Origin of the sequence: Salinisphaera sp. SPP-AMP-43 (genome assembly GCF_049568105.1) — a bacterium.
Classification (GTDB): domain Bacteria; phylum Pseudomonadota; class Gammaproteobacteria; order Nevskiales; family Salinisphaeraceae; genus Salinisphaera.
On the sequence record NZ_CP145335.1, the window covers coordinates 4,181,348 to 4,205,810 of the forward strand.

Below are 24,463 nucleotides of genomic sequence, written 5' to 3' on the forward strand. Positions count from 1 at the left end.
CCATGATCGGCCCGTGAGCGAATCAGAGCATTCATGAGCGTAACGCCCTGCCAATCGACACGCCCATCAGCTCCCCGCCAATCGCTTCAAATCGAGCGGCAGACCGGCGATCACCAGGCTCACCCGCGGGCACAATCCGGCCAACGCCTGATGCAGTCGCCCCGCCTCGTCGACAAAAACACGCGACAGCTCACCTAATGGCACGACCCCAGAGCCGACTTCGTTGGATACCAGCAGCCGCCGGCCCTGGCAAGCGGGGAGCACGTCGAGCAGGCTGGCGCGCTCGGCTTCCCAGCAATCAGCCGCCAGGGCATTACTCAGCCACAGCGTCAGGCAGTCGACCAGCATCACGGTTCCCGGCGCGTCGTATTCAGCCAGCGTAGCGGCCAGGCCGAGCGGCGTTTCGACGGTCTGCCAGCGGGTATCGCGCTGGGCGCGATGGTGGGCGATGCGCTCGGCCATGGCGTCGTCATGGGCCTGAGCGGTCGCGACATAGATGAAACGCTCTGCGCCTGGCGTGGCCAGCGCTTCGCGCTCGGCAAAGGCACTCTTGCCGCTGCGGGCGCCGCCTAGGATTAGATGGTGCGCGTACTCGTGATCAGTCATGCAATACCACCGGCGTTCCAGTCAGCGGATGGGCAATAACATGGGTTTCGGCGTCGAACACCCGGGCCAAGGTCGCCTCGGTCACGACTTCAGCCGGCACCCCGCAGGCCACGGTCGCGCCCTCAGCCAGCGCCAGCATGCAATCAGCATGGGCCGCGGCCAGCGAGACGTCGTGGGCGACGAACACGATCGCCACGCCGGATGCGGCCACTCGGCGCAGGGCGCGCATGATCAGGCTTTGGTGGCCGATATCCAGCGAGGCGACTGGCTCGTCGAGCAGCAGTAATCGATCGCCGCCGTCCTCGGCGCGCCAGACCTGGGCCAGCACCCGAGCCAGCTGAACGCGCTGTTTCTCGCCGCCGGACAGCCGGGTATAGGCCCGCTCCAACAAATGCTCGATATCGGTCGCTGCAGCCGCTGCAGCCACGATGGCCTCGTCGCAGAGCCGTCCCGAGGCATGCGGGCTACGCCCTAGCGCGATCACTTCACGCACCGCGAACGGAAACGCCAGCGGACTGGCCTGGGCTAGGAATGCGATCCGCCGGGCGCGGGTACTGCGCTCGTAATCGGCCAGCGCCCGCCCCGCGAAGACCACGCGGCCCGCCGAGAGCACCAGGTCGCCGACCAGTGCATGCAGCAGTGTCGACTTGCCGGCGCCGTTGGCGCCAATCACGGCCAGCATCTGGCCGGGGGCAACCGCCAGCGAAACTGTTTCGACCAGCGCACGCCCGCCCCGTCGAACCGTGATCGCCTCGGCCTGCAACGTCATAGCGCATAGTCCCGGGTACCGCGCAGCAACACGATAAAAAACGGCGCGCCAAGCAGGGCGGTCAGCAGCCCCACGGGCAGCTCGGTCGGCGCGACCGCGACCCGCGCCACGGTATCGGCGGCCAACAGCAGTAGCGCGCCGGCCAAGGCCGAAGCCGGCAGCAGCGCGCGATGATCGGGCCCGATCGCCAAGCGCACGATATGCGGCACTACCAGCCCGACGAAGGCGATCGCCCCGGCCAAGGCCACCGAAACCCCTACGCCAAGCGCCACCAGCGTAACCAGAATGGTCTTGGTCCGGTCCACGGCAAAACCGAGATGCCGGGCCTCGGACTCGCCGAGCAGTAGCGCGTTGAGCGCCTTGGCCAGCCGCGGCAAACCACCGAGCACGACTACCGCGACCGCGCCCATCAAGGCCACCCGTGGCCAGTTCGCGCCTTCCAGGCCCCCCATCTGCCACAGGCTGATCCGGCGCAGCATCTCATCCGAGGCATAGAATTCGAGCAGCGAGGTCAACGAGCCGGCCAGTGCCGAGATCGCGATCCCGGCCAGCAGCATGGTCGCCACCGAGGTCCCGGCAGCCCGGGTCGCCAGGGTATAGACCAGCAGCACCGCTGCAGCGCCACCGATAAAGGCAGCGATGGCAACCAGCGACAGACCGGCAAAGCCCGTCAACGCGCCACCGAACACAATCGCCAGACTGGCGCCTGCCGAGGCCCCGGCAGTGACGCCGATCAACGACGGATCGGCTAGCGGATTGCGAAACAGGCCCTGCATCGCCGCCCCCGAAATCGCCAATATCGCGCCCACCAGGGTAGTCAGGATAGCGCGGGGCAGACGGATCGCATTGACGATTAGCGCGGTCTGGTCGACGGGCGCCCCGACATGCGCGAGCGCAGCGAGCACGCCACTCATCGGCAGCCGGACCGCCCCGAACACCAGCTCGGCGACGAAAGCCACGACCACCAAACCGGCCAGTCCAGCAATCAGACCGGCGGCCTTCATGGCAGCGCCTCGAGATCGATCGCAGCCTCGACCGCATCGGCCAGGCGCTCCAGGCTGGCCTCACGACGGGCGCTCTGATCCACCGAACCCGCCTCGGCCAGCCCGGCCCAGGCCAGAATCGCATCGCAGCCGGCCGCGGTATCGAACAGGCCGTGCAGATAGGTTCCAGCGATCTGGCCGTCGGCCGAGATCGCCCCGTCCGGGCCGTCTTCGAGATCCAGAAACGGCCGGGCCAGCTCGGCGCCGGTGGTGATACCGCAGTGGATGCGATAACCGGCCACTGCGCCGCCGCCAGTCAGCTCGCCGGTCACGTTCTGCAGATGTTTGGCGCGATCCAGCCGGGTGCTCAGATCGAACAGGCCGAAACCGGCGGTCACCCCCGGCGCATCCTCGATGCCGTCCGGATCGGCGATCTCGGCCCCGAGCATCTGATAGCCCCCGCAGATGCCCAGGACCTTGCCGCCGTAGCGCAGATGCCGCTTGAGGCGATCGCCCCAGCCGGCGGCCCGCAGCCAGTCGCAGTCGGCCCGGGTGTTCTTGGACCCGGCCAGCACGATCAGATCGGCCGGTCCGGGAGACTGCCCCGGGCCGATAAACTGCAGATCGACGCCCGGGTGGGCGCGCAGCGCATCGAAATCGGTGTGGTTGCTGATTCTGGGGGTCACCGGCACCTGGACCACCAACGCCCCAGCCGAGACGGTCTGGCCGGCATCGATCGCATCCTCGGCATCCAGATGCAGGCCGTGTAGATAATCCAGCACGCCGAACACTGGTTTACCGGTACGGGCTTCCAGCCAGTCCAGGCCGGGCTGTAGCAAGGCGATATCGCCGCGAAAACGATTGATCACGAACCCGGCCACCCGGGCTCGCTCCGAGTCGGAGAGCAACTCTAGAGTACCGACCAGCTGAGCGAATACGCCGCCCTTGTCGATATCGGCCACCAGAATCACCGGGCAATCGACTGCCTCGGCAAAACCCATATTGGCGATATCGCCATCACGCAGATTGATTTCGGCCGGGCTGCCGGCGCCCTCGACGACGATCCGCTCGTAGGCCGCGGTCAGCCGTGCATGCGATGCCAGCACCGCATCGAGCGCCTGCTTCTTGTAATGGTGGTAATCGCCAGCGTCCATCGCCGCCACGGCCTGGCCATGCACGATCACCTGGGCGCCGATATCGCTGGACGGCTTCAACAACACCGGATTGAGATCGGTGGTGGCAGCAATGCGCGCAGCCTGGGCCTGCAGATACTGGGAGCGCCCGATTTCGCCGCCATCTACGGTCACTGCGCTGTTAAGCGCCATGTTCTGTGGCTTGAACGGGGCTACTGCTACCCCGCGCCGGGCCCAGGCGCGGGCCAGCCCGGCCACTAGCGTCGACTTGCCGGCGTCCGAAGTCGTGCCCTGGATCATCAGCGTTTTAGAGCCTGTCGTCATGCGATCTCCCGCCGCAGTCGTCGCCATGACATGGCCCGCCGCGGCATCGCGAACACATCGTGGCTACGCCGCATCGACGCACGATCACATGGGATTATCGATTCACGGCCACGAGACCTTCGGGCGGCCCCCGCCCATCGCGCGCCACGGCGCTGCCCGTCTTGCAGCAGATCCCACCGCGCTCGGCGGCAGCTGCGGGGCCCGATACAGCGGACAGGCGTCATACACCGTTGACACTGTCTGGCCCTAGCCGACACCACAGGCCTCCTCGGCACCGGCGATCGACGATGCCAGTGCGGTCATGACCAGCCGAGCCACGGTTTCGCCGACCAGGGTGTGCTTGCCGGCATATGCGACCGAGGCGCCAGTGGTGCCGCAGAACACCGCCGTGGCATCGGTACCGGTGCCGGTCGCCGGCCGGCCCGAGACCGGGCTGGCAATCCCGGCCTCGCACAATGCCGCGGCCTTGGCCTCGGCAACGATCGCCACACTTTCGACCAGCGCGGCATCGGCCAGGGCGGCATCCGTCACCAGCGCGATATTGATCGTGCCGGCAGGCCCGACCGGGGCATGCAGGCTACGCATTTCGGCCGTATCCCCGGCGGCCCGGGCATTGGCCAGCCCGGCGGTGGCCAACAGCGCAAACCGCGCGTCCTCCAGCCCTGCAGCTGCCAGCCGCAGCGAGCTCATCGCAGCACCGGTCATCATCGCCACCGTATCGTGGCCCAACCCGCGCCGGGCCGCCCGGCGGGCGAGTACGGCAGCCGGGCCGTCGGAGTCGAGCGGTGCGTCGTGGCGTACATGCGCGTTGTACCAGGCACTGGCTCGCCCGAGCCCGCCGCCCAGCAGCGCCGAGGACAACACCCGCTGGGGCCGCTTGGCGACCAGGGCCACGCCCTCGGGCGTGACCTCGCCCTGCCAGAGCGCCGGCAGATGCGCATGCGGCAGGGCGCAGCCCGTCTCGCTCGAGGGCGCCCAGCGTTGGATGACCGGCGTGGCGATCAGTAGTCCACCCCGGCCCGTGCCTTGATGCCGGCCTTGAAGGCATGCTTGACGTTGTCGACCTCGGAGACGGTATCGGCGGCCTCACGCAGACCAGCCCCGCCGCCCCGGCCGGTCACGATCACCGACTGTTCCGCCGGGCGGTTGGCGAGCGCATCCAGTACCCGCTGCTCGTCCAGATACTTGTAGCCGATCATATAGGTCAGCTCGTCGATCACGACCAGGTCGTAGGCCGGATCTTGCAGCATCGGCTCGACCTGGGCCCAGGTGCGCTCGGCGGCTTCGATATCGCCCGAGCGATCCTGGGTGTTCCACGTGAATCCTGTGCCCATCTGGTAGAAATCGACCTGCGGGCAGTGATCGCGCAGATAGATTTCCTCGCCGGACAGCTGCACGCCCTTGATGAACTGCACCACGCCGACCTTCTGGCCGTGGCCGAGGGCACGCATCACCATGCCGAAGGCCGAAGAGGATTTGCCCTTGCCCTTGCCGGTGATGAACACGAACACGCCGCGCTCGGTATCGGCTGCTTCGATCGCGGCATCGACCTTGGTTTTCTGTTTTTCCATCGCCGCCTTGTGGCGGGCATCGGATTTCGATTCGCTCATGGTTATCTCGTCGCTTATGTATTGCCCGGGGCATAGCGAATGGTCAGATAGAACGCCCGCCCCGGTTGATTGTAGAAGTCGATCGTCTGGTAATCGCGATCGAGCAGATTCTCGAGCTTGGCCTGCAACTTCCAGGCATCGTTGACGCGCATCTCGCCGCGTAGGCCGAACAGGGCATAGCCGCCCAGTTCGTTGGTGTTGGCCAGGTCGTTGTAGCGCGAGCCGACCAGATCGGCAGTCGCCCCGGCCGAAAAGCGCGTCCACAGATCCCGATCGATCTGCAGTGAGGCCTGATAATCGGGCCGGCGCGCCAGGTCGTTGCCGTGGTTGGCCCCGCTTTCACGGTTTTCGGCATTCAGCCAGTCCGCGCTCGCCCCGATTCGCCAGCGCCCGAGATAGGCGGTGGCGGCTGCTTCGACGCCGCGGATGCGCACTGAATCCACATTCTGGGGCGTGTAATTGGCATCCAGCGCGATCTCGTCGTCGATATCGGTCTGGTAGGCATGGATCGACCATTGCCCCCAGTCCGGCGTGGCCTTGAAGCCGAGTTCGCCGGTCCGCGATTTCTCGGGTTTTAAATCTGGATTCGAGGCCGGCGGCATGCCGGGGCTGTCCGGATAGTAGAGATCGTTGAACGTCGGCGCGTTGAAGGCATTGCCATAGGCCGCGGTCAGCGTATACGTCGAATTCAGGTGGTAGCCGTAGGTGATCGAGCCGGTGGCATGGTCGCCATAGGCCTGGTTGTCGTCGCCCCGGGCCGCCAGATCGATTTCGTGGGCGCCGAAGCGGCCTTGGTACTCGCCGAATACGCCGGTGTTGTCGCGCTTGTTTTCCTTGTAGTCGGCCGAGCTTTCGATCTCGTCCTGACGATGATCGACGCCGAGCGTCGCTGTCTGGCGTTTGGCCAGCACGAAGTCGTTCTGCCAGCTCACGCTGTCGCGGCGGGTGTCGAAGCGGCTGGCATAGACGTCGTCGAAATAATTGGTCGACAGATCGCGGCTGCGCGACAGGCTCAGCTTCGAATCCCAGAACCCGGTCAGCGGCGCATCCACGCTCACGCCATAGACTTCTTGGACCGAATGCGAACTGTCGGTACTGGTGCCGTCGTATTCGGCTTCCCCGTCGGTCCGTAGATAATGGCCGTTGACCGCCCAACCGTTGTCGAAGGTATAGCCGACATTGGCCGAGCCATCGACCCGATGATAGCCGTCGTCGTCTGGTTGATCGGCATAGCAGCCGGCGCCGCCGGCCGGATCGCTAAACGGTCGCCCGCTGCAGGCATCGAAACCGCCGGTATAGTCGCCGGAGATGCTGAAGTTGTAGTGCAGGCGCTGGGTGGCACCGGAGATACCGGCCTGGCCGTTCCAGGTATCGTAACTGCCGCCGGTGGCGGAGAAATACGGCGTCGGCCCGCGGCCTTCCGCACCCTGACCGTTGCGGGTAAAAATCTGGATCACCCCGCCGACCGCATCGGCGCCGTACAGCGACGAGCGCGGTCCGCGCACGATCTCGATGCGCTGGATCTGGGACACCGGGAAATCCTGGATCGCGGCCTGGCCGCTGGTTGCCGAGCCCCAACGCACGCCGTCGACCAGCACCAGTACCTGATCGGCATCGGTGCCGCGCAGATGGATAGCGGTCGCTTTGCCCGGGCCACCGTTGTTGGCGATCGACAGGCTCGGCGTATGGTCCAGCAGTTCGGCCACGCTGCGGGCCTGGGTACGCTCGATATCGGCCCGGGAAATGACCGTGGTCGCAGCCAGCGTATCGGCCTCGGCCTGGGGCGTACGCGTCGCGGTAACCACGACATCGTCGAGATCGGCGGTCGCGGCATTCGGCGGCGCGGCGGTCGCGCCGCTCGCCCATACGAGGGTCGCGAATCCGGCCCAGTAGCGAAGTTTCATGTTGTGCGTCTCGATGAGCGGCACGCCCGTCCGCGTACCGAAATCGTCGACCGTCGCCCGGCCCGAGCCACGTAATGGGTGATTGGCCCAATCGCGCGCATCGCCGGGCGGCGACAGCCACCCTATCCAGGCCGGTCTCCGGACTCACAGCCGGATCATTTGGACCCGGGCGCTGGCCTTCCCGATGCGAGAACTCGCATCAGTGGCGCAATCAGCGCTCTACGACGAATCAATCGCCGCGCTGCCTACCGTTGCGGGGGCAGTGTCGGCTTGGCGCATGGTGCGCGCACCGACTTCCCGTTTCACCGCATCCGTGGATGCGACACCTGGAATGAGCTGAGGATGCTAGGCAGCCGTCTACATCCCGTCAAGCGCCTTCATACGCTCTGCCGAGCCCATCGCGGCCGGATCAGGATGCTGTCGTGCCGCCCGATTTTTCGCTTATCCGGATAAGCGGATATACTAGGCGCCCTATTCGCGAGCTGCAGGATGATATGAGCGACACGCGACACGCGATCGAAAATGCCCTGGCCGATCAGATCCTGGTGATCGACGGCGCCATGGGGACCATGATTCAGAATCACGATCCGTCCGAGGCGGAATACCGAGGCGAGCGCTTCGCTGACTGGAAATCCGATCTCAAGGGCAACAACGATCTGCTGACGCTGACCTATCCGGATCTGATCCGCGGCATTCATCGCGAATATGCCGAGGCCGGTGCGCACATCATCACCACCAACACTTTCTCCTCGACCACCATCGCCCAGGCCGACTACCACATGGAAGACCTGGCGGTGGAGCTCAACGTCGAGGCAGCCAAGCTCGCCCGCGAAGTCGCCGAAGAGTTCGCCGACCAGCGGCCGATGTATGTCGCAGGCGTGATCGGGCCGACCAACAAGACCGCCTCGATCTCGCCGGACGTCAACGACCCGGGCAAGCGCAACACCGATTTCATGGAACTGGCCGGCGCTTATGGCCAGGCCGCCGAGGCCCTGCTCGACGGCGGCGTCGACATCATCCTGATGGAGACCATCTTCGACACGCTCAACGCCAAGGCCGCGATCTATGCCGTGCGCAAGCTCATGCGCGAACGCGGTGTGGATATTCCACTGATGATTTCGGGCACGATCACCGATGCTTCGGGGCGTACCCTGTCGGGCCAGACCACCGAGGCCTTCTATAACTCGATCTCCCACGCGCGGCCGCTGACCGTCGGCCTGAACTGCGCGCTGGGACCGGATGCCCTACGCCAGTACGTCGCCGAAATGTCGCGGATCGCGCCCTGCTACGTGCATGCCTATCCAAACGCCGGCCTGCCCAATGAATTCGGCGAATACGATCTCACCCCGGACGAGATGGCCGAGCACATCGGCGAATGGGCCGAGTCCGGTCTGCTCAACATGGCCGGCGGCTGCTGTGGCTCGACCCCCGAGCATATCGGTGCCATCGCCCAGGCCGTGGCCGGCAAGACACCGCGCCAACGCCCAGATATCGATCGCGCCATGCGGCTGTCCGGCCTGGAGCCGTTCACGGCTTCTGCTTGATTTACCCGCAGATTCACGCAGATGAAAGACAGCAATGATCGCGATCCCGAGACATACGCGATCATCAGTGCGACCTTTGAAGCCCAGCGGACTTTGGGTACTGGCTTTCTCGAGCCGGTGTACCAAGAAGCACTGGCCATCGAGTTGGCTGAACGCGACATCGTGTTTCGTCGCGAATGCGAACTCGGCATTGAGTACCAAGGCTGCCCCTGGGCTGTCGTTATCGCGCCGGCTTTGTCTGCTTTCGCCGCGTGATCGTGGAAATCAAGGCTATTCGACAACTCACAACGCATGACGACGCCCAAGTACTGAACGATCTGAAGGCCACCGGTTTCGATCGCGCCTTGCTGCTCAACTTTGGCCAGACTCGGTTGCAGCATCGCCGCCTGATCCGTATGCCGGGGCCATCTGCGTCTATCTGCGGATAAACAAAGTTTTTGCCTATGACCTCAGCAACCAACTTCATCAACATCGGCGAACGCACCAACGTCACCGGCAGTGCCCGGTTTCGCCGGCTGATCAAGGAAGAGGATTACGACACCGCGCTGGAAGTCGCCCGCAACCAGGTCGACAACGGCGCCCAGGTGATCGACGTGAACATGGACGAAGGCATGCTCGACTCGGTCGAAGCCATGCGCAAGTTCCTGAATCTGGTAGCCGGCGAGCCGGACATCGCTCGCGTGCCAGTGATGGTCGATTCCTCGAAGTGGGAAGTCATCGAGGCTGGGCTGCAGTGCATCCAGGGCAAGGGGATGGTCAACTCCATCTCGCTCAAGGAAGGCGAGGAGAAGTTCCTCGAACAGGCCCAGGCCTGTCTGGACTACGGCGCGGCCGTGGTGGTCATGGCGTTCGACGAGAACGGCCAGGCCGATACCGAGGACCGCAAGGTCGAGATCGCCGAGCGCGCCTATAAGCTATTGACGGAAAAGATCGATTTCCCGCCCGAGGACATCATCTTCGACCTCAACATCTTCGCCATCGCCACCGGCATCGAAGAACACAACAACTACGCCAACGACTTCATCAACGCGACTAAGCGCGTGCGTAAAACCTGCCCCGGCTGTCATGTCTCGGGCGGGCTGTCGAACGTGTCGTTCTCCTTCCGTGGCAACGAGCCGGTGCGTCGCGCGATGCACTCGGTATTTCTCTACCACGCGATTCCGGCCGGGCTGGACATGGCGATCGTCAACGCCGGCCAGCTCGAAGTCTACGACGATATTCCGGAAGAACTGCGCGAAGCCTGTGAGGACGTGGTCCTCAACCGGCGCGACGATGCCACCGACCGACTGCTCGAGATCGCCGAGCAATACAAGGGCGAAGGCGCCAAGGCCGAAGCCGGCCAGGACACCGCCTGGCGCGACCAGGAAGTCGAAAAACGCCTCGAGCATGCGCTGGTCAAGGGCATTGATGCCTATGTCACCGAAGACACGGAAGAAGCCCGTCAGAAGGCCAACAAACCGCTGGAGGTGATCGAAGGGCCGTTGATGGACGGCATGAACGTGGTCGGCGACCTGTTCGGCGCCGGCAAGATGTTCCTGCCGCAGGTGGTCAAATCCGCGCGCGTGATGAAAAAGGCGGTGGCCTATCTCATGCCGTTCATCGAAGAAGAGAAGGCCGAGAACGACAAGGGCTCCAACAACGGCACCATCATCATGGCGACCGTGAAGGGCGACGTGCACGACATCGGCAAGAACATCGTCGGCGTGGTGCTCCAGTGCAACAACTTCGAAGTGGTCGATCTCGGCGTGATGGTGCCGATGAACGAAATCCTCGATGCCGCCGAAAAACACAACGCCGATGTGATCGGCCTGTCCGGCCTGATCACGCCGTCGCTGGATGAAATGGTCAACGTGGCGGCCGAGATGCAGCGCCGCGGCCTGAATACGCCGCTGCTGATCGGCGGTGCCACCACCTCCCGGGCTCATACCGCGGTCAAGATCGACCCGGCCTACGACGGCGCGGTGATGTGGGTGAAGGACGCTTCGCGCTCAGTGCCAGTGGCCTCGAAGATGGTCAACAAGGCCAGCCGCGAGCAGCTCGTGACCGAGCTCAAGGAAGACTACGACAAGATGCGCGAGCGGCATGCCGCCAAGCGCCAGACCAAGTTCCTGACGCTGGAGGCCGCCCGCGACAACCGGGTGCAACTCGACTGGTCGGACTACACGCCGGTCGCACCGAAACTCCCGGCCGAAACACCCTATGCCAAGCGCCAACCGCTGCCGCATGCGGGCGCAGCCGACGACGGCGTCTCCGGTCTGTATGTGTTCGATGATTTCCCGATCGCGGAACTCGTCGACACTATCGACTGGACGCCGTTCTTCCTGTCCTGGGAAATGAAGGGCCGCTATCCGGACATCCTCAACGATCCGACCAAGGGCCCGGAAGCCCGCAAGCTGTTCGACGATGCCCAGGCCATGCTCAAGCAGATCGTCGAGGAGAAATGGCTGACCGCCCGCGGCGTGATCGGGCTGTTCCCGGCGCGCACCGCGGCCAATCTGGACGATATCGAAGTGTTATCCGACGATCGCTCCGAGGTCGTATCGGTAGTCCATCAGTTGCGCCAGCAGGCCGAGCACCGCAAGGGCGTGCCGAATCGCGGCCTGGCCGATTTCGTCGCCCCCGCCGACTCGGGCGTGGACGATTGGATCGGCGGCTTCGCCGTGACCGCTGGCCTCGGGTCCTCGGCAAAGGTCGAGCAATTCAAGGCCGAGCACGACGACTACAACGCGATCCTGGTCGAAGCCCTGGCCGATCGGCTGGCCGAGTCCTTCGCCGAGTGGATGCATCGCTATGTCCGCACCACGATTTGGGGCTATCAGCCGAATGAAGATCTGGCCAACGCCGAGCTGATCGGCGAGAAATACCATGGCATCCGCCCGGCGCCCGGTTATCCAGCCTGCCCCGAGCACACCGGCAAGGACACGCTCTGGGAACTGCTGGACGTAGAGAACAACACCGGCATCCAGCTCACCGAGTCGCGGGCGATGTGGCCGGGTGCGGCCGTGTCCGGCTGGTATTTCGCGCATCCCGAATCGCGTTACTTCGTGACCGGCCGGGTGGCCAAGGACCAGGTTCGCGACTATGCCGATCGCAAGGACTGGGATGTCGAAACCGCCGAAAAATGGCTGGGGCCGAATCTCGGCTACGAGCCCGAGGCCTGATACCAGGCGCGGGAATCGCGCTGGCCTGCCTTTTCTGACCGCGGTCGAGCGGTCAGGGGTCAGCGCGATTCGGCAGCCGGCTGAGCCAGGCGATCGACCATGAAATCGATGACCCGGCGTACCCGGGCCGGCATGAAGCGCCGCTCGGGATAGACCACGAACAGATCGGCCCGCTCGCGCACATGCGCATCGAGCAACGGCACCAAACGGCCGGCCTGGATATGGTCGTCTACATCCCAGCGGCTTTTCAACGCGATCCCGTAGCCGGCCAGCGCCCAGGCTTCGATGACCTCGCCGCTGTTGCTGGACAGCCGACCCGACACCGCCACGCTGCGCACCACGTCGTCGATCTCGAACATCCAGTGGTCGATCCGTCGGCCATCGCGAACCAGCGTCAGGCACTCGTGTGTTGCGAGTTCGTCGGGCGTGGCCGGCGCACCGTGCGTTTTCAGATAAGCCGGCGAGGCACAAACCGCCCGTCGGGCCGCAATCACCCGTCGGGCCACGTAATCGCCGCGGGTCGGCATGCCGACCCGCAGGATCAGATCGTATTCTTGATCGCTCATGCTGTCGCTGACGTCGGTCAGATCCAGCTCGACGTTCACATCTGGATGCAAGGCATGAAACTCGGCCACCAACGGCGCGATCCGACGCCGGCCGAAGGACAGCGGCACCGCCATGCGCAACGTGCCCTGGGGGCGTGAACTGCGCGCCTGAATTTCGTTTTCGGCCGATTCGATCAGATCGACGATCTCACGGGCGCGCTCGTAAAACAGCAGCCCATCCGCGGTCGGCCGACAGACCCGCGGGGTGCGCGTGAGCAGACGTACGCCCAGGCGTTTTTCCAAGGCTGCAATCCGGCGCGTGAGCATGGCCGGCGACATCTCCAGAGAGCGCGCGGCCTCGGCGAACGTCCCACGGGCGACGATCTCCGAAAAAACATGCAGATCGTTCATCCACATCGGGGGTTTGGACCACATCTACCGTTACCCCGAAGACACGACATTGGATGCATGTCACGCTCTTTTTTGACTGCAAGGCAGCCTTTCAGGAGAAATTGACCATAGCGCTTGTATTTCCTCCAGGATCGGCGCCAATAATCGAAGTCAGCCCTAAACGAGAGCGCGCCATTACGACCGTGCCCAACGATCCGTGCCGCCCAACGACCTCCGATAACCGCTCGGCGGTGCGCTGCGAGCGCGCTGCGGCCGAGTTGCGTTTCGGACGGCCCGTACGCATCGACGGCGCGCATGAGAGCTGGCTGGTACTGGCTCTGGATGCGGCCCGTCCGTCCGATTACCAACGCTTCGCGGCCGCGGCCGACGCCCGTCTGCGGCTGTTCGTCACCACCTCGCGGGCGGCCCGGCTCGGGCTGACATCGAGCATGAATCGCGTGCTGGACATCGATGGCCTCGGCCACGAGGTGGCCTGTGCGTTGGCCTATCGCCCGGCGCCGCAGGCCGTGCCAACCGATGCGCCCGCGCCGGCGCTGCTCGACGCTGCAGCGCAACTGGCCCGGCTGGCCCTGCTGCTGCCGGCGCTGGTCTGCATGCCCGCCGACGCCAGCCCATTCGACGATTGCCTCGGCGTTAACGAGGCCGATATCGCGGCACTGGACCAGACTCAGGCCGACTTCGAAGCCATCGCCGATACGCCGGTGCCCCTGGATGGCATCGGTGAAGCCCGTTTCGTCGTGTTCCGGGGCGGCGTCGCCCAGCGTGATCAGATCGCGATCGTGGTCGGCGATATCAGCTCGCTGGCCGCGGTACCGGTTCGGCTGCACTCGGCCTGTCTAACCGGCGATCTGCTGGCCTCGCTCAAATGCGACTGCGGCGACCAACTGCGGGCGACCCTGGCGCGCCTGGCCGAACGGGGCGCGGGCGTGCTGCTGTATCTGGACCAGGAAGGCCGCGGCACCGGTATCGGCGCCAAAATTCGGGCCTATGGCTATCAGCGTGACGGGCTGGATACGGTCGATGCCGATGCCGAACTGGGCTTTGGCGACGACGAACGCCGCTACCATGCCGCCGTGGCCATGCTACAGGGCCTAGGCATCCAGCGCGTCGAGTTGTTCACCAACAATCCGGCCAAGATTGCCTATCTTGAAGCTGCCGGCATCGAGGTGGTCGGTCGGATCGAATTACCGGCTGCGGTCACGCCGGACAATCGCCGCTATCTCGCAGCCAAGGCCAGCCGGTCCGGCCATTGGATCGATATCGATCATGAGGCCAGCGGTCGATGAAACCGCACTGGCCCCATATCGGGCACGGTCGGCCGCCCCAGCTGATCGCCGATGCCCTGATCGCGATGCTGGCCACCAGCGCTGGCGTGCTCGCCGTGGCCGCCAGCATCACACTGATCGGCCAGGCCAGCCCGGCGTTTGTCATCGCCGCGCCGCTCGGCTTCGGGCTGATTGCTGCAGTCGTGATCTTCAACCTGCCGGCCCATCCCTATCCGCGCTTCGGCATGGCCAATTGCGTCACCACCGCGCGTGCCGGCCTAACCGCGCTGATCGGCGCCCTGGCCTTCGAGGCCGACCAGCTGGGCACGCATGCGCCGACTCTAGCCTGGCTCGCGACCGGTACCGCGGCGACCGCGCTGAGCCTCGACGGGCTGGATGGCTATGCCGCCCGCCATCGGGCCGAGGCCTCGCGTTTCGGGGCCCGTTTCGATATGGAAATCGATGCGTTGCTGATCCTGCTGCTCTGCGTGCTGCTGCACGGCTCGGGCAAGCTTGGCAGCTGGGTCTATGCGCTCGGGCTGATGCGCTATGTCTTCGTAGTCGCCCAGTGGCTATGGCCGCGGCTGGCCGATACCCCGCTGCCGCCGAGCCAGCGGCGCAAGATCGTCTGCGTCATCCAGGGCTTGGTGCTGTGCACCGGGCTGGCGCCGAGCGTCGATGCATCAGTCGCCAGCGCGCTGGCGGCCGGTGGGCTGCTCGCCCTGACCGGCTCGTTCGCGCTGGATATGCACTACCTCATCGCCTCATCGCGCCGATGAGCGGCCCGGCCTGGCTCGGGCTCGCCCGCTCGCTCGTCATCTACCACGCCCAGCCCTGGCGTACGCTGGCACTGCGGCGTTTCTATCGACAGCTGATCGCGCCCGGCTCGCTCGTCTTCGACATCGGGGCCCATGTCGGCCATCGCAGCCAGGCCATGGCCCGCGCCGGCGCGGCAGTGGTCGCCGTAGAACCGCAGCCGCTGTTCGCGGCCTGGCTGGCACGCCGCCTGCGCGGCCAGCGCCGTATCCGGTTATCGCGCCAAGCGCTCGGCGCGGCCCAAGGCAGCGCGCGCCTGGCTGTTTCATCCCGGCACCCGACGGTGTCCACGCTGTCGCGCGACTGGATCGAGACCGTAGGCACGGCCGCTGGATTCGCCCATGTGCGCTGGGATCATACGGTCGAGGTCGAGATCAGCACGCTCGATGTCTTGATCGAACGCTACGGCACGCCGGCGTTCTGCAAGATCGATGTCGAAGGCTTCGAGGCGGCGATCCTGGCAGGCCTGTCGCAGCCGCTGGCCTGTATCGCCTTCGAATGCCTGCCGGCGGCGCGCGATACGGCCCTGGCCTGCATCGACCGGCTGGCTGAGCTGGCGGATGACTATCGCTACAACTGGGTAGTCGGCGAACGCCATCGCTGGGCGAACACGCACTGGTTGTCGCCCGCGGCCTGTCGGGCTGCCTTACAGGCGCTGCCGGCCGCCGGCTGCGGGCTGGATGTCTATGCCCGTCGTACAGGCTGGGCGTGACCGCGCCCACGCGCGATCCACAGTGCGCCCGGCAGGGCGCCGATCAGGCTTACCAGGCCATACAACACACTCGCCGCGATGCCGTCGGCGGCACTCGCGCCGGCCAGCGGCCAGAGCGCGGCCGCGGCCGCTTCGCGCATGCCCCAGCCGGCTACCGATATCGGCAGCAGCATGCTCAACAGCACCAACGGCACCAACGCCGCTACTGCGATCGGCGGCAACGGCGCACCGACCGCCTGCGAAGCCAGTGCAAACGCGATCAGATAGCTTGCCACGATCAACAACGACAGCAGGCCCTGGCCTGCCCAGCGCCCGGAGCGGAACCACGCAGCGCGCAGCGCCGGACCAAAACTGGCGGCGAAGGCGGCCAGCCGCGTCGGCGCCCAGCGCGCCAGCAACGTCATGCCCAGGGCCAGCCCTGCGAATACGGCCGCCGTGCCGGCGAGCAACACGCCGGCGCCGTGGATACGCGAGCCGTCGACGCACAACCAGGCCAGCAACCCCAACAGCCCGATCAGGCCCAATACGACCTGCCCGGCCAGACGCTCGATCATGATCGCCTGTACCGGCACCGCCCAGCCACGGCTGTCGTCCTGGTCGCTACGGTTACGCCAGGCCCGTACCACATCGCCCGATACGCCGCCCGGCAACAGCTGGTTGAGCAACGAGGCCACATAGTATTCGGCCACTGCCTGGCGCCGAGTCAGCGTCTGGCCAAGGGCTGCAGCGGTCAGACGCCAACGTTCGGCCGATGCGATGATCTGGCACTGGACCAACAGCACCGCCCACAGCACCGGCCCGGGCTCGACGCGGCCCAGACGCACGGCAACTGCATAGGGGTCGACCAGCCAAGCCAGTCCGGCCAACACGCCGAATACCAGCGCGATCCGCATCGCCGGCCGGCGTCCCAGCCGGCGCAGGCGTTGTCTGCGCAAATTACTCGAGTTGCTGCTATGCCGCATCGCGCTACTGGCTTGTCATGTCACGTCTGAATCATCCGATCCTTCGCAGTCTAACCGGGCTAGTGCTGTTGTTCGGCCCGCTGATGATGCCGCATACGCCCGGCGATATGCCGGCGCTGGCCGTGCCCGTACTCGCCTTGGTCATTTTATTGCCGCTGACGTTGTCGAGCGGCTGGCTCAACGGCGGACTACGGCTCATCACGACCCTCGGCGTGGCCGCGCTCGGCGTATTCAAGGCCGCCGATCTGGCGATCGCAGCGGCTTATGCCCGCTCGTTCAATCCGGTCACCGATCTGGGCCTGGCGATCGCGGCCTGGCATCTCGCAGCCGGCACCTTCGGCGGCCTGGTCGCCGGACTGGGCATGCTCGGGCTCGGCCTAGCCCTGCTCGGCCTGAGTATTGCCCTGTTCTGGGGGCTTGGCGGCTTTACTCGCCTGTCGGGCAGCGCACGCCGCACGATCGCCGGGCTATGCGGCCTCGGCCTGTTGGTCTTCGCGGTCGGCCAGATCGGGGGCCCCGCCTACGGCGTGCGGCCGATCGCTATCGACTATGTGACTACGCGCGTGATGCGCGTTCACGACACCTATCGCCAACTTGCAGCGTTTGATCGCGACCTGCGCCGCGACCCACTGCTCGGCACCGACGTTGCCCCCACATTTTCGGCTCTGGCCGGCCGCGATGTCGTGCTGATTTTCGTCGAATCCTACGGGCGCAGCGCGATCGAAGATGCCCGCTATGCCGATCGTATCGATCCACGGCTGGCGGCCATCGAGCACCAACTCGAACGGGCCGGCCGGCATGCCGTCAGTGGCTGGCTGCGTTCGCCGACCATGGGCGGGATGAGCTGGCTGGCCCACGGCACGCTCCTGTCCGGCCTGTGGACCGATAACCAGCGCCGCTACGACACGCTGATCGATAGCGATCGCGTCAGTCTCAACCGGCTGTTCAAGCATGCCGGGTGGACCACGATCGCGGCCATGCCAGCGATCACCATGGCTTGGCCGGAGGCCGCTTGGTTCGGCTACGACCGAATCTATGCTGCCGACGAGCTCGGCTATGCCGGCAAACCCTTCAACTGGGTCACCATGCCGGATCAATTCACGCTCGCAGCCATTCATCGCATCGTCGCTGATCTGGATACGCCGGCCATGGTCGAGACCGCGCTGATCTCCAGCCATGCCCCGTGGACGCCGATCCCGCAGCGGGTGCCCTGGGAGACGATCGGCGACGGTCGTATCTTCAACGCCCAGGCCGAAGCCGGCGCGACCCCGGCCGAAGTCTGGGCCGATCCGGCTCAGATACGCACCCAGTATGAAAAAGCCATCGACTACAGTCTGGCGACCATCGGCGACTATATGGCCCGCTTCGGCGACGACACGGTGTTCATCGTGCTTGGCGATCATCAGCCGGCTCCGATCATCACCGGCGAGCGCGCCTCGCGGGATGTACCCATGCATATCGTCGCCGACGACCCGGCCGTGCTCGAGCGGCTCGATAGACGCTATTGGTCGCCGGGCATGATCCCGGCCCCCACCTTGCCGGTACGGCCGATGAGCGATTTCCGGGCCGATTTTTCGACCGCCATGAGCACTCCAGCCCGGTAACGCATCGCCCACGGACGAACGCCGGCTCAGATGCAGCGGGCCGTTGCAATGCTGTGTTTCGTCTTTCAACGGCGGTTTTCGGTTGTATGCCTGCCCTGCCCCGTACAACCTGAGTCTTAATCAATCATTCGCCAATTAATAGCGCGCTCCCGATGCGCACACGATATCGGCAGCCGTTGTTGAAAGGGGTTGGCCCAGGTGTGGATCGTCCGGCTCGCGCTCGCGAAGCCTTATACCTTCATCGTCATGGCGGTGCTGATCGTGCTGGTCGGCATTGGCAGCGTGCTACGGGCGCCCACCGATATCTTTCCGTCGATCGATATCCCGGTGATCGCGGTGGTCTGGCCCTACAAACAGCTCCCGCCGGACGAGATGGCCGGGCGCATCATGACGCCGTTCGAGCAGTCGCTGACCCAAACGGTCAACAACGTCGAACACATCGAAGGCCGCTCGGTGAACGGCTACGGCATCGTCAAGATCTATTTCCAGCCCTCGGTGAATATCGCGACCGCCAATGCCCAGGTTACTGCGATCGCCCAGACCAAACTGTCGGATCTGCCACAGGGTACGACGCCGCCCTATGTTTTGAATTACCGGGCCTCGACAGTGCCGATCCTGCAGCTGGCGCTATCCGATCCGAAACTCACCGAACAGAAGCTGCGCGATCTGGGGCTGACCCAGATCCGGCCGCAGCTGGCCACCACTGCAGGCGCCTCGGTGCCCTATCCCTATGGCGGCAAATCGCGCGAGGTCCGGGTCGATATCGATCCGGCGCGGCTTGCCGCCTACAACCTATCGGCCGCGGACGTCACCAACGCGCTGCTGCACCAGAACCTGATCACACCAATCGGTACCGAGAAGATCGGGCCCAGCGAATACACCCTGCGGCTGAACAATTCGCCGAAGCAGATCGCCGATCTGAACAAGCTGCCGATCAAGGAAGTCGACGGCACCGTGGTGCGGATGGAAGACATCGGCCATGTGCTCGACGGCAGCCCGCCGCAGCGCAACGTGGTGCACGTCAACGGCCAGCGTTCGGTGCTACTGCAGGTATTGAAAAACGGCGATACCTCGACGCTCGCGATCGTCTCGGGCGTCAAACAGCGGCTCAAGCAGATAAAGGACAGTCTGCCGAGCTCGCTCAAGATCGACCCGATCGCCGATCAGTCCCAATTCGTGCGGGCCTCGATCGAAGGCGTGGTCGAGGAAGGTCTGATCGCGGCGGCCCTAACCAGCCTGATGATTCTGCTGTTCCTGGGCTCCTGGCGTTCGACCGTGATCATCGCGATCTCGATTCCGTTGTCGATCCTGTCCTCGATCATCGCGCTGACCGTGCTCGGCGAAACCCTCAACATCATGACCCTCGGCGGGTTGGCGCTCGCGGTCGGGATTCTGGTCGACGACGCGACCGTGACCATCGAGAACATCAATTACCACCTCGAGAAAGGCAAGAACGTGCGCACCGCGATCTTCGACGGGGCCGGCCAGATCGTGAAACCGCTGTTCGTCTCGCTGGCCTGTATCTGTGTGGTGTTCGTGCCGATGTTCTTCCTCGGCGGGGTGTCGGGCTATCTGTTCGTGCCGCTGGCCGAGGCCGTGATCTTCACCATGATCGCCTCGTTCATCCTGTCGCGTACGCTGGTGCCGACGCTGGCCGCCTATCTCATCCAGCCGTTCGACGAAGACCACGAACAACGAAAAGCCCGCTCGCGTAATCCCTTGACCCGTTTCCAGCTCGGCTTCGCGCGGCGATTCGAGTCGTTCCGATCGCTGTATCGCGGCGTGCTGACCCAGGCGATCGAGCATCGCGTCGCTTTCGTGGTCGGCTTCATGATTCTGGTCGTGGCGTCCTTCGCGCTGGTGCCCGGGCTGGGCCGCAACTTCTTTCCCAAGGTGGATGCTGGCGAGATCACCATGCATGTCCGGGTGCCGGTGGGCACGCGGATCGGCGAAACGGCCAAAATCTTCGCCCATATCCGCGACCGGGTACGCCAGATCATTCCGGCCGACCAGATCGAGACGATCGTCGACAACATCGGCCTGACCAGCAGCGGCATCAATACCGCCTACAACAACACCGGCACGGTCGGCTCCTACGACGGCGATATTCAGATTTCGTTGGCGACCGACCACGATCCAACCCAGGGCTTCGTGACCGAGCTGCGCAACCGTCTGCCGCGCGAGTTCCCGCAGGCCACCTTTTCCTTCCCGCCGGCCGATATCGTGTCGCAGACCCTGAATTTCGGCTCGCCGGCGCCGATGAGCATCCAGATCCGCGGCCAGAAGCTGGATGCCAACTATGACTACGCCGAAAGCCTGCTGCCCCGGCTCAAGCGGATTCCCGGCATCGCCGATGTCCGTATCCAGGAATCCCGTTCCAACCCGGAATTCGGCATCGATGTCGATCGCGATCGGGCCCAGCTGCTCGGCATCACCATGGCCGAGGTCAGCAATACCCTGCGCACCAACCTGGCAGGCTCTGGCCAGATCAACCGGACCTTCTGGCTGGATCCGAAAAAACGCCAGTCCTATCCGATCGTAGTCCAGACCCCGCAGTACCAACTGAACTCGCTGGCCGCGCTCAAGAACCTCCCGATCAAGGCGGCCGACGGCAGCACCCATGTGCTCGGCGCGATCGCGACCGTCTCGCGCCAGGCCGGCAATGCGGTATTCGACCAATACAACACCGACCCGCTGCTGCGGATCTATGCCGCGACTAACGGTCGCGATCTGGGCAGCGTCTCGGATGCGGTACAGAAAATCCTCGACCAGACCACGAAAGACGTACCCAAAGGCAGCCAGGTACAGGTCGCCGGCCAGGTCACGACCATGAACACGGCCTTCACCAGCCTGTTCTGGGGGATCGCTGGCGCGATGCTGCTGATCTATCTGCTGATCGTGGTCAACTTCCAGTCCTGGCTGGACCCGTTCGTGATCATCACCGCCCTGCCGGCGGCCCTGGCCGGCATCGTCTGGATGCTGTTCGCCACCGGCACCGGCCTGTCTGTGCCAGCGCTGACCGGCGCGATCATGGCGCTCGGGGTCGCGACTTCGAACTCGGTCCTGGTGGTGGCCTTCGCCCGCGAGCAGTTGGCCGAACACGGCGATGCCGTGAAAGCCGCGATCGAGGCCGGCACTATCCGTTTCCGGCCAGTGCTGATGACCGCCCTAGCGCTGATGATCGGCATGCTGCCGATGTCACTGGCGCTATCGGCCGGCAGTGAACAGAACGCCCCGCTCGGGCGGGCTCTGATCGGCGGCCTGATCTTTGCCACCGTGGCCACGCTGCTGTTCGTGCCGGTGATCTTCGCCATGATCCACGGCCGCCGCGGCGGCCGCTCGCCGTCGCCGGCATCCGCCGATGACCCTAGTTTCTATCCGCCAGCCCGCCAGGCCGATCAACATCCCGCGGTTTCGACGGCCGGGAGTGCCGAACAATGAGCCACGATCCACAGACCCATGACCATACCGACGATCCGGCCCATTGTCCGTCGCGGGGCCGGCTGTGGCTCGCGGTCCTGAGCCTCATCGCGCTTCTGCTCGCGGTCGCGACGATCGGCACCTGGACGCGTGTGGCCCATGGCCAGAAGATGGCCCAGCAGTCGAGCTCACGAGCGGTGCCCACGGTCAAGCTGGTCAAGGTCTCAGCCCATAGCGAAGTCGCACCGCTGGCCTTGCCGGGCCGCATGCAGGCCTTCACCACGGCGCCGATCTATGCTCGGGTCGATGGCTATCTGAAATCGCGCCAGGTGGATATCGGCGACCAGGTCAGCGCCGGCCAAGTGCTGGCGACCATCAGTACCCCGGATCTCGATCAGCGCATTGCTTCAGCGGCGGCCGATCTGGAGAGCGCCCGGGCCGACGCCGCGCTCGCCCGAACCACAGCCCGGCGCTATCAATCCCTGGCCGGCACCGATGCGGTTTCGAAACAGGCGATCGACAAGGCCACCGGCCGCTACAAAGCTCGGCAGGCCAAGGCCAAGGCCGCCGCGGCCCGGCTGTCCGAGCTCAAGGCACAGAAAGATTTCACCCAGATCCGGGCGCCGTTTGCCGGCCGCGTGACCGCACGCAATACTGACATCGGCGACCTGATCCAGTCGGGTAACCACGACGGCCCGGCCCTGTTCACGGTGGCCGAAACCGCCAAGCTACGGGCCTATGTCCAGATTCCGCAGGTGTTCGTCCCGCAGATCACGGTCGGCGAGACCGCCAAACTAACGGTGCCCGAATATCCCGGGTCATCGTTCAGCGCCAAGGTCGCCGCCGGCGCCCGGGCGATCCGGCCGAATGCCGGTACCACGCCGGTCCAGCTGATCGTCGACAACGCCGATCACCGGCTCACCCCCGGTAGCTATGCCCAGGTCACCTTCGATCTGGCCGACAACAGCTACGGCCTGGAAGTCCCCTCGAGCGCCCTGATCTTCGACTCAAAAGGCATGCAGGTGGCGACCCTCGGGTCGGATTCCAAGGTCCATCTACAGCAGGTCACTATCGGCCGCGATTACGGCGAAAACGTGGCGCTCACCGGCGGTGTCAAACCGGGTGAGTCGATCATCGATAGCCCGCCGGACGGGCTGACCGACGGCACCCGCGTACGGGTCGATCGTGGCGACCCGCGCGGCGGGGCATCGAAGGGCGAGCGCTCATGAGCGCCCGCGATCACGCGCCGACGGCCTGCCTGCGCTGGCTCGCGCCGGGCCTGCTATTACTGATCGCCGGCTGTTCCCTGGCCCCGAATTATCATCCGCCGAGCGTGACTGTACCGGCCGAGTACAAACCGGCCGCGAACGACCGCTGGACCCCGGCCACGCCGGCCGACCACGTCTCGCGCGGCGCCTGGTGGACGGTGTATGGCGACGCCCGTCTGGATACACTCGAAAAACGCCTGCTGGCGCATAACGCCGACCTGGCCGAGGCCGCGGCCAACGAACAGCGTTCACAGGCCTATCTCGACCAGCTCCAGGCTGGCCTGTTTCCGACCCTGTCTGCCAACGGCCAGGTCCAGCCTGGTCGGGACTCGCCGAATCGGCCGCTGAAAGGCCCGAGTACCCCAGTCAATTACAAGGACATCGCGATCGGCGGCCAGCTCAACTATGAACTCGATCTCTGGGGCCGAGTCCGCAATAAGGTCGCCTCGGGCCGGGCCAAGGCCCAAGCCGCCCAGGCCGATCTGGCCTCGACCCAGCTCAGCCTCGCCGCCCGCCTGGCCGATACCTATCTGGCGCTGTCCGGCCTGGATCGACGCATCGCGCTACTGAGCGATCGAGTCGCAGCCTATCGCCGCAGCCTGGATTTGGTCACCCGCCGCCATGGCGCTGGGCTGGCCGCCGGCGTGGATGTGTTTCGTGCCCGAACCCAGCTCAAGGCAGCCAAAGCCCGGGTCGCTCGCGACCAAAGCCAGCGCGCGACCCTAGTAAATGCGATCGCCGTGCTGGTCGGCACGCCGGCCTCGAACTTCTCGCTCGCCCCGCAGACCCGGCTGGCCGACCTGCCGATCATCCCCACCGGGGTGCCCTCGACCCTGCTGCAGCGCCGGCCCGATATCGCAGCCGCCGAACGCCAGACCGCAGCCGCCAATGCCCGAATCGGTGTCGCTCAGGCGGCCTATTTTCCGGACATCACCCTGGGCCTCGGCGGCGGCTTCAACTCGGGGAGTTTCGACAATCTGTTGACCGCGCCCAGCCGCTACTGGACGCTCGGCCCATCGCTGATGTTCGCTATCTTCGATGCTGGCCGGCGCCGTGCCAAGGTCGAACAGGCCAAGGCCGCCACCGATGCCGCCGCCGCCCGTTATCGAGCGACGGTGCTACAGGCCTTTGGTCAGGTCGAAGATGCCCGAGCCCAGATCGTCAACCTGGGTGCGGCCTGGCAGCAGCAAAAGGACGCAGCCGACGCGGCCGCCCGCACCGTGGATCTATCGACTACCCGATATCGGCGCGGTCTGGCCGACTATATCGAAGTCAGCACCGCCCAGGCCGACGCCCTAGATGCCCGCAGCGAACAGATCCGGATCGAGACCGATCAGCTCAGGGCGAGCGTAGCGCTAATCCGGGCACTTGGCGGCGGTTGGGCCTCTGCCGGCTCCGAGCGCAACAACAGACCGTCCTGAGGACG

The 24,463-nt window shown here is 65.3% G+C and carries 18 protein-coding genes, 2 pseudogenes and 1 riboswitch; of the genes and pseudogenes, 11 read left to right on the forward strand and 9 right to left on the reverse strand.

Features of this window, described 5'->3' with window-relative positions; all coding sequences use genetic code 11:
• Nucleotides 1-66: 66 nt before the first annotated feature.
• The 7 genes from cobU to V5738_RS18100 all read right to left on the reverse strand — a co-directional run bounded on the left by cobU (nt 67) and on the right by V5738_RS18100 (nt 7,329).
• Nucleotides 67-606, reverse strand: a complete 540-nt coding sequence (gene cobU, locus V5738_RS18070) for a bifunctional adenosylcobinamide kinase/adenosylcobinamide-phosphate guanylyltransferase (protein WP_423822219.1) — start codon at nt 604-606, stop codon at nt 67-69.
• Nucleotides 599-1,375 carry a heme ABC transporter ATP-binding protein gene (locus tag V5738_RS18075; RefSeq protein WP_423822220.1) on the reverse strand — a complete coding sequence of 259 codons (777 nt, stop codon included), beginning with the start codon at nt 1,373-1,375 and terminating at the stop codon, nt 599-601. Before V5738_RS18075 ends, cobU begins: the two co-directional genes overlap by 8 nt.
• A complete protein-coding gene (locus tag V5738_RS18080) occupies nt 1,372-2,379 on the reverse strand; it encodes a FecCD family ABC transporter permease (protein ID WP_423822221.1) in 1,008 nt (335 codons plus the stop codon). Before V5738_RS18080 ends, V5738_RS18075 begins: the two co-directional genes overlap by 4 nt.
• A complete protein-coding gene (locus V5738_RS18085; protein ID WP_423822222.1) occupies nt 2,376-3,815 on the reverse strand; it encodes a cobyric acid synthase in 1,440 nt (479 codons plus the stop codon). Before V5738_RS18085 ends, V5738_RS18080 begins: the two co-directional genes overlap by 4 nt.
• A gap of 246 nt (nt 3,816-4,061) precedes the next feature.
• Nucleotides 4,062-4,709, reverse strand: a complete 648-nt coding sequence (locus V5738_RS18090) for an adenosylcobinamide amidohydrolase (protein ID WP_423822223.1) — start codon at nt 4,707-4,709, stop codon at nt 4,062-4,064.
• Nucleotides 4,710-4,816: 107 nt separating this feature from the next.
• The gene (gene cobO / locus V5738_RS18095; RefSeq protein ID WP_423822224.1) at nt 4,817-5,425 is read right to left on the reverse strand and encodes a cob(I)yrinic acid a,c-diamide adenosyltransferase; all 609 of its coding nucleotides are present in this window, start codon (nt 5,423-5,425) and stop codon (nt 4,817-4,819) included.
• Nucleotides 5,426-5,439: 14 nt separating this feature from the next.
• Nucleotides 5,440-7,329: a TonB-dependent receptor domain-containing protein gene (locus V5738_RS18100; RefSeq protein WP_423822225.1), complete on the reverse strand. Its 1,890-nt coding sequence runs from the start codon at nt 7,327-7,329 to the stop codon at nt 5,440-5,442.
• 112 nt (nt 7,330-7,441) lie between these two features.
• Nucleotides 7,442-7,674, reverse strand: a riboswitch (cobalamin riboswitch).
• A 149-nt stretch (nt 7,675-7,823) separates the two neighbouring features.
• Between V5738_RS18100 and V5738_RS18105 the strand changes: the two are divergent.
• From V5738_RS18105 to metH, 4 genes and pseudogenes are all read left to right on the forward strand, one after another.
• A pseudogene (locus V5738_RS18105) lies at nt 7,824-8,867 on the forward strand (homocysteine S-methyltransferase family protein); the annotation flags it as partial.
• Nucleotides 8,868-8,894: 27 nt separating this feature from the next.
• Nucleotides 8,895-9,128, forward strand: coding sequence for a GxxExxY protein (locus tag V5738_RS18110; protein ID WP_423822226.1), 234 nt, complete (start codon nt 8,895-8,897; stop codon nt 9,126-9,128).
• A gap of 2 nt (nt 9,129-9,130) precedes the next feature.
• Complete coding sequence (locus tag V5738_RS18115) at nt 9,131-9,301, forward strand: GxxExxY protein (RefSeq protein WP_423824207.1); 171 nt, start codon at nt 9,131-9,133, stop codon at nt 9,299-9,301.
• A 9-nt stretch (nt 9,302-9,310) separates the two neighbouring features.
• Nucleotides 9,311-12,034 (forward strand): annotated as a pseudogene (gene metH, locus V5738_RS18120) (methionine synthase); the annotation flags it as partial.
• 59 nt (nt 12,035-12,093) lie between these two features.
• Here metH and V5738_RS18125 read toward each other — a convergent pair.
• Nucleotides 12,094-13,014, reverse strand: coding sequence for a LysR family transcriptional regulator (locus tag V5738_RS18125; RefSeq protein ID WP_423822227.1), 921 nt, complete (start codon nt 13,012-13,014; stop codon nt 12,094-12,096).
• A gap of 158 nt (nt 13,015-13,172) precedes the next feature.
• Here V5738_RS18125 and ribA point away from each other — a divergent pair, with 158 nt between their 5' ends.
• From ribA to V5738_RS18140, 3 genes are read left to right on the forward strand one after another with little or no spacing between them, the layout of a single operon-like run.
• The gene (ribA, locus tag V5738_RS18130) at nt 13,173-14,276 is read left to right on the forward strand and encodes a GTP cyclohydrolase II RibA (RefSeq protein ID WP_423822228.1); all 1,104 of its coding nucleotides are present in this window, start codon (nt 13,173-13,175) and stop codon (nt 14,274-14,276) included.
• The gene (locus V5738_RS18135) at nt 14,273-15,034 is read left to right on the forward strand and encodes a CDP-alcohol phosphatidyltransferase family protein (RefSeq protein WP_423822229.1); all 762 of its coding nucleotides are present in this window, start codon (nt 14,273-14,275) and stop codon (nt 15,032-15,034) included. The genes ribA and V5738_RS18135 overlap by 4 nt, the downstream gene beginning before the upstream one ends.
• On the forward strand, nt 15,031-15,783 hold the full coding sequence (locus tag V5738_RS18140) for an FkbM family methyltransferase (RefSeq protein WP_423822230.1): 753 nt from the start codon (nt 15,031-15,033) through the stop codon (nt 15,781-15,783). The genes V5738_RS18135 and V5738_RS18140 overlap by 4 nt, the downstream gene beginning before the upstream one ends.
• On the opposite strand, the gene V5738_RS18145 is transcribed toward V5738_RS18140, so the two are convergent.
• Nucleotides 15,756-16,718, reverse strand: coding sequence for a lysylphosphatidylglycerol synthase transmembrane domain-containing protein (locus V5738_RS18145; RefSeq protein WP_423822231.1), 963 nt, complete (start codon nt 16,716-16,718; stop codon nt 15,756-15,758). The two genes, V5738_RS18140 and V5738_RS18145, sit on opposite strands and share 28 nt — an antisense overlap.
• 44 nt (nt 16,719-16,762) lie before the next feature.
• On the opposite strand from V5738_RS18145, the gene V5738_RS18150 reads away from it, so the two are divergent.
• From V5738_RS18150 to V5738_RS18165, 4 genes are all read left to right on the forward strand, one after another.
• Entirely contained in the window at nt 16,763-18,349 is a 1,587-nt protein-coding gene (locus V5738_RS18150) for a sulfatase-like hydrolase/transferase (RefSeq protein ID WP_423822232.1), read from the forward strand.
• A gap of 246 nt (nt 18,350-18,595) precedes the next feature.
• Nucleotides 18,596-21,790 (forward strand): efflux RND transporter permease subunit, encoded by a 3,195-nt coding sequence (locus tag V5738_RS18155; RefSeq protein WP_423822233.1) that lies wholly within the window; start codon nt 18,596-18,598, stop codon nt 21,788-21,790.
• A complete protein-coding gene (locus tag V5738_RS18160; RefSeq protein WP_423822234.1) occupies nt 21,787-22,998 on the forward strand; it encodes an efflux RND transporter periplasmic adaptor subunit in 1,212 nt (403 codons plus the stop codon). The genes V5738_RS18155 and V5738_RS18160 overlap by 4 nt, the downstream gene beginning before the upstream one ends.
• The gene (locus tag V5738_RS18165; protein ID WP_423822235.1) at nt 22,995-24,458 is read left to right on the forward strand and encodes an efflux transporter outer membrane subunit; all 1,464 of its coding nucleotides are present in this window, start codon (nt 22,995-22,997) and stop codon (nt 24,456-24,458) included. The genes V5738_RS18160 and V5738_RS18165 overlap by 4 nt, the downstream gene beginning before the upstream one ends.
• Nucleotides 24,459-24,463: the final 5 nt, after the last annotated feature.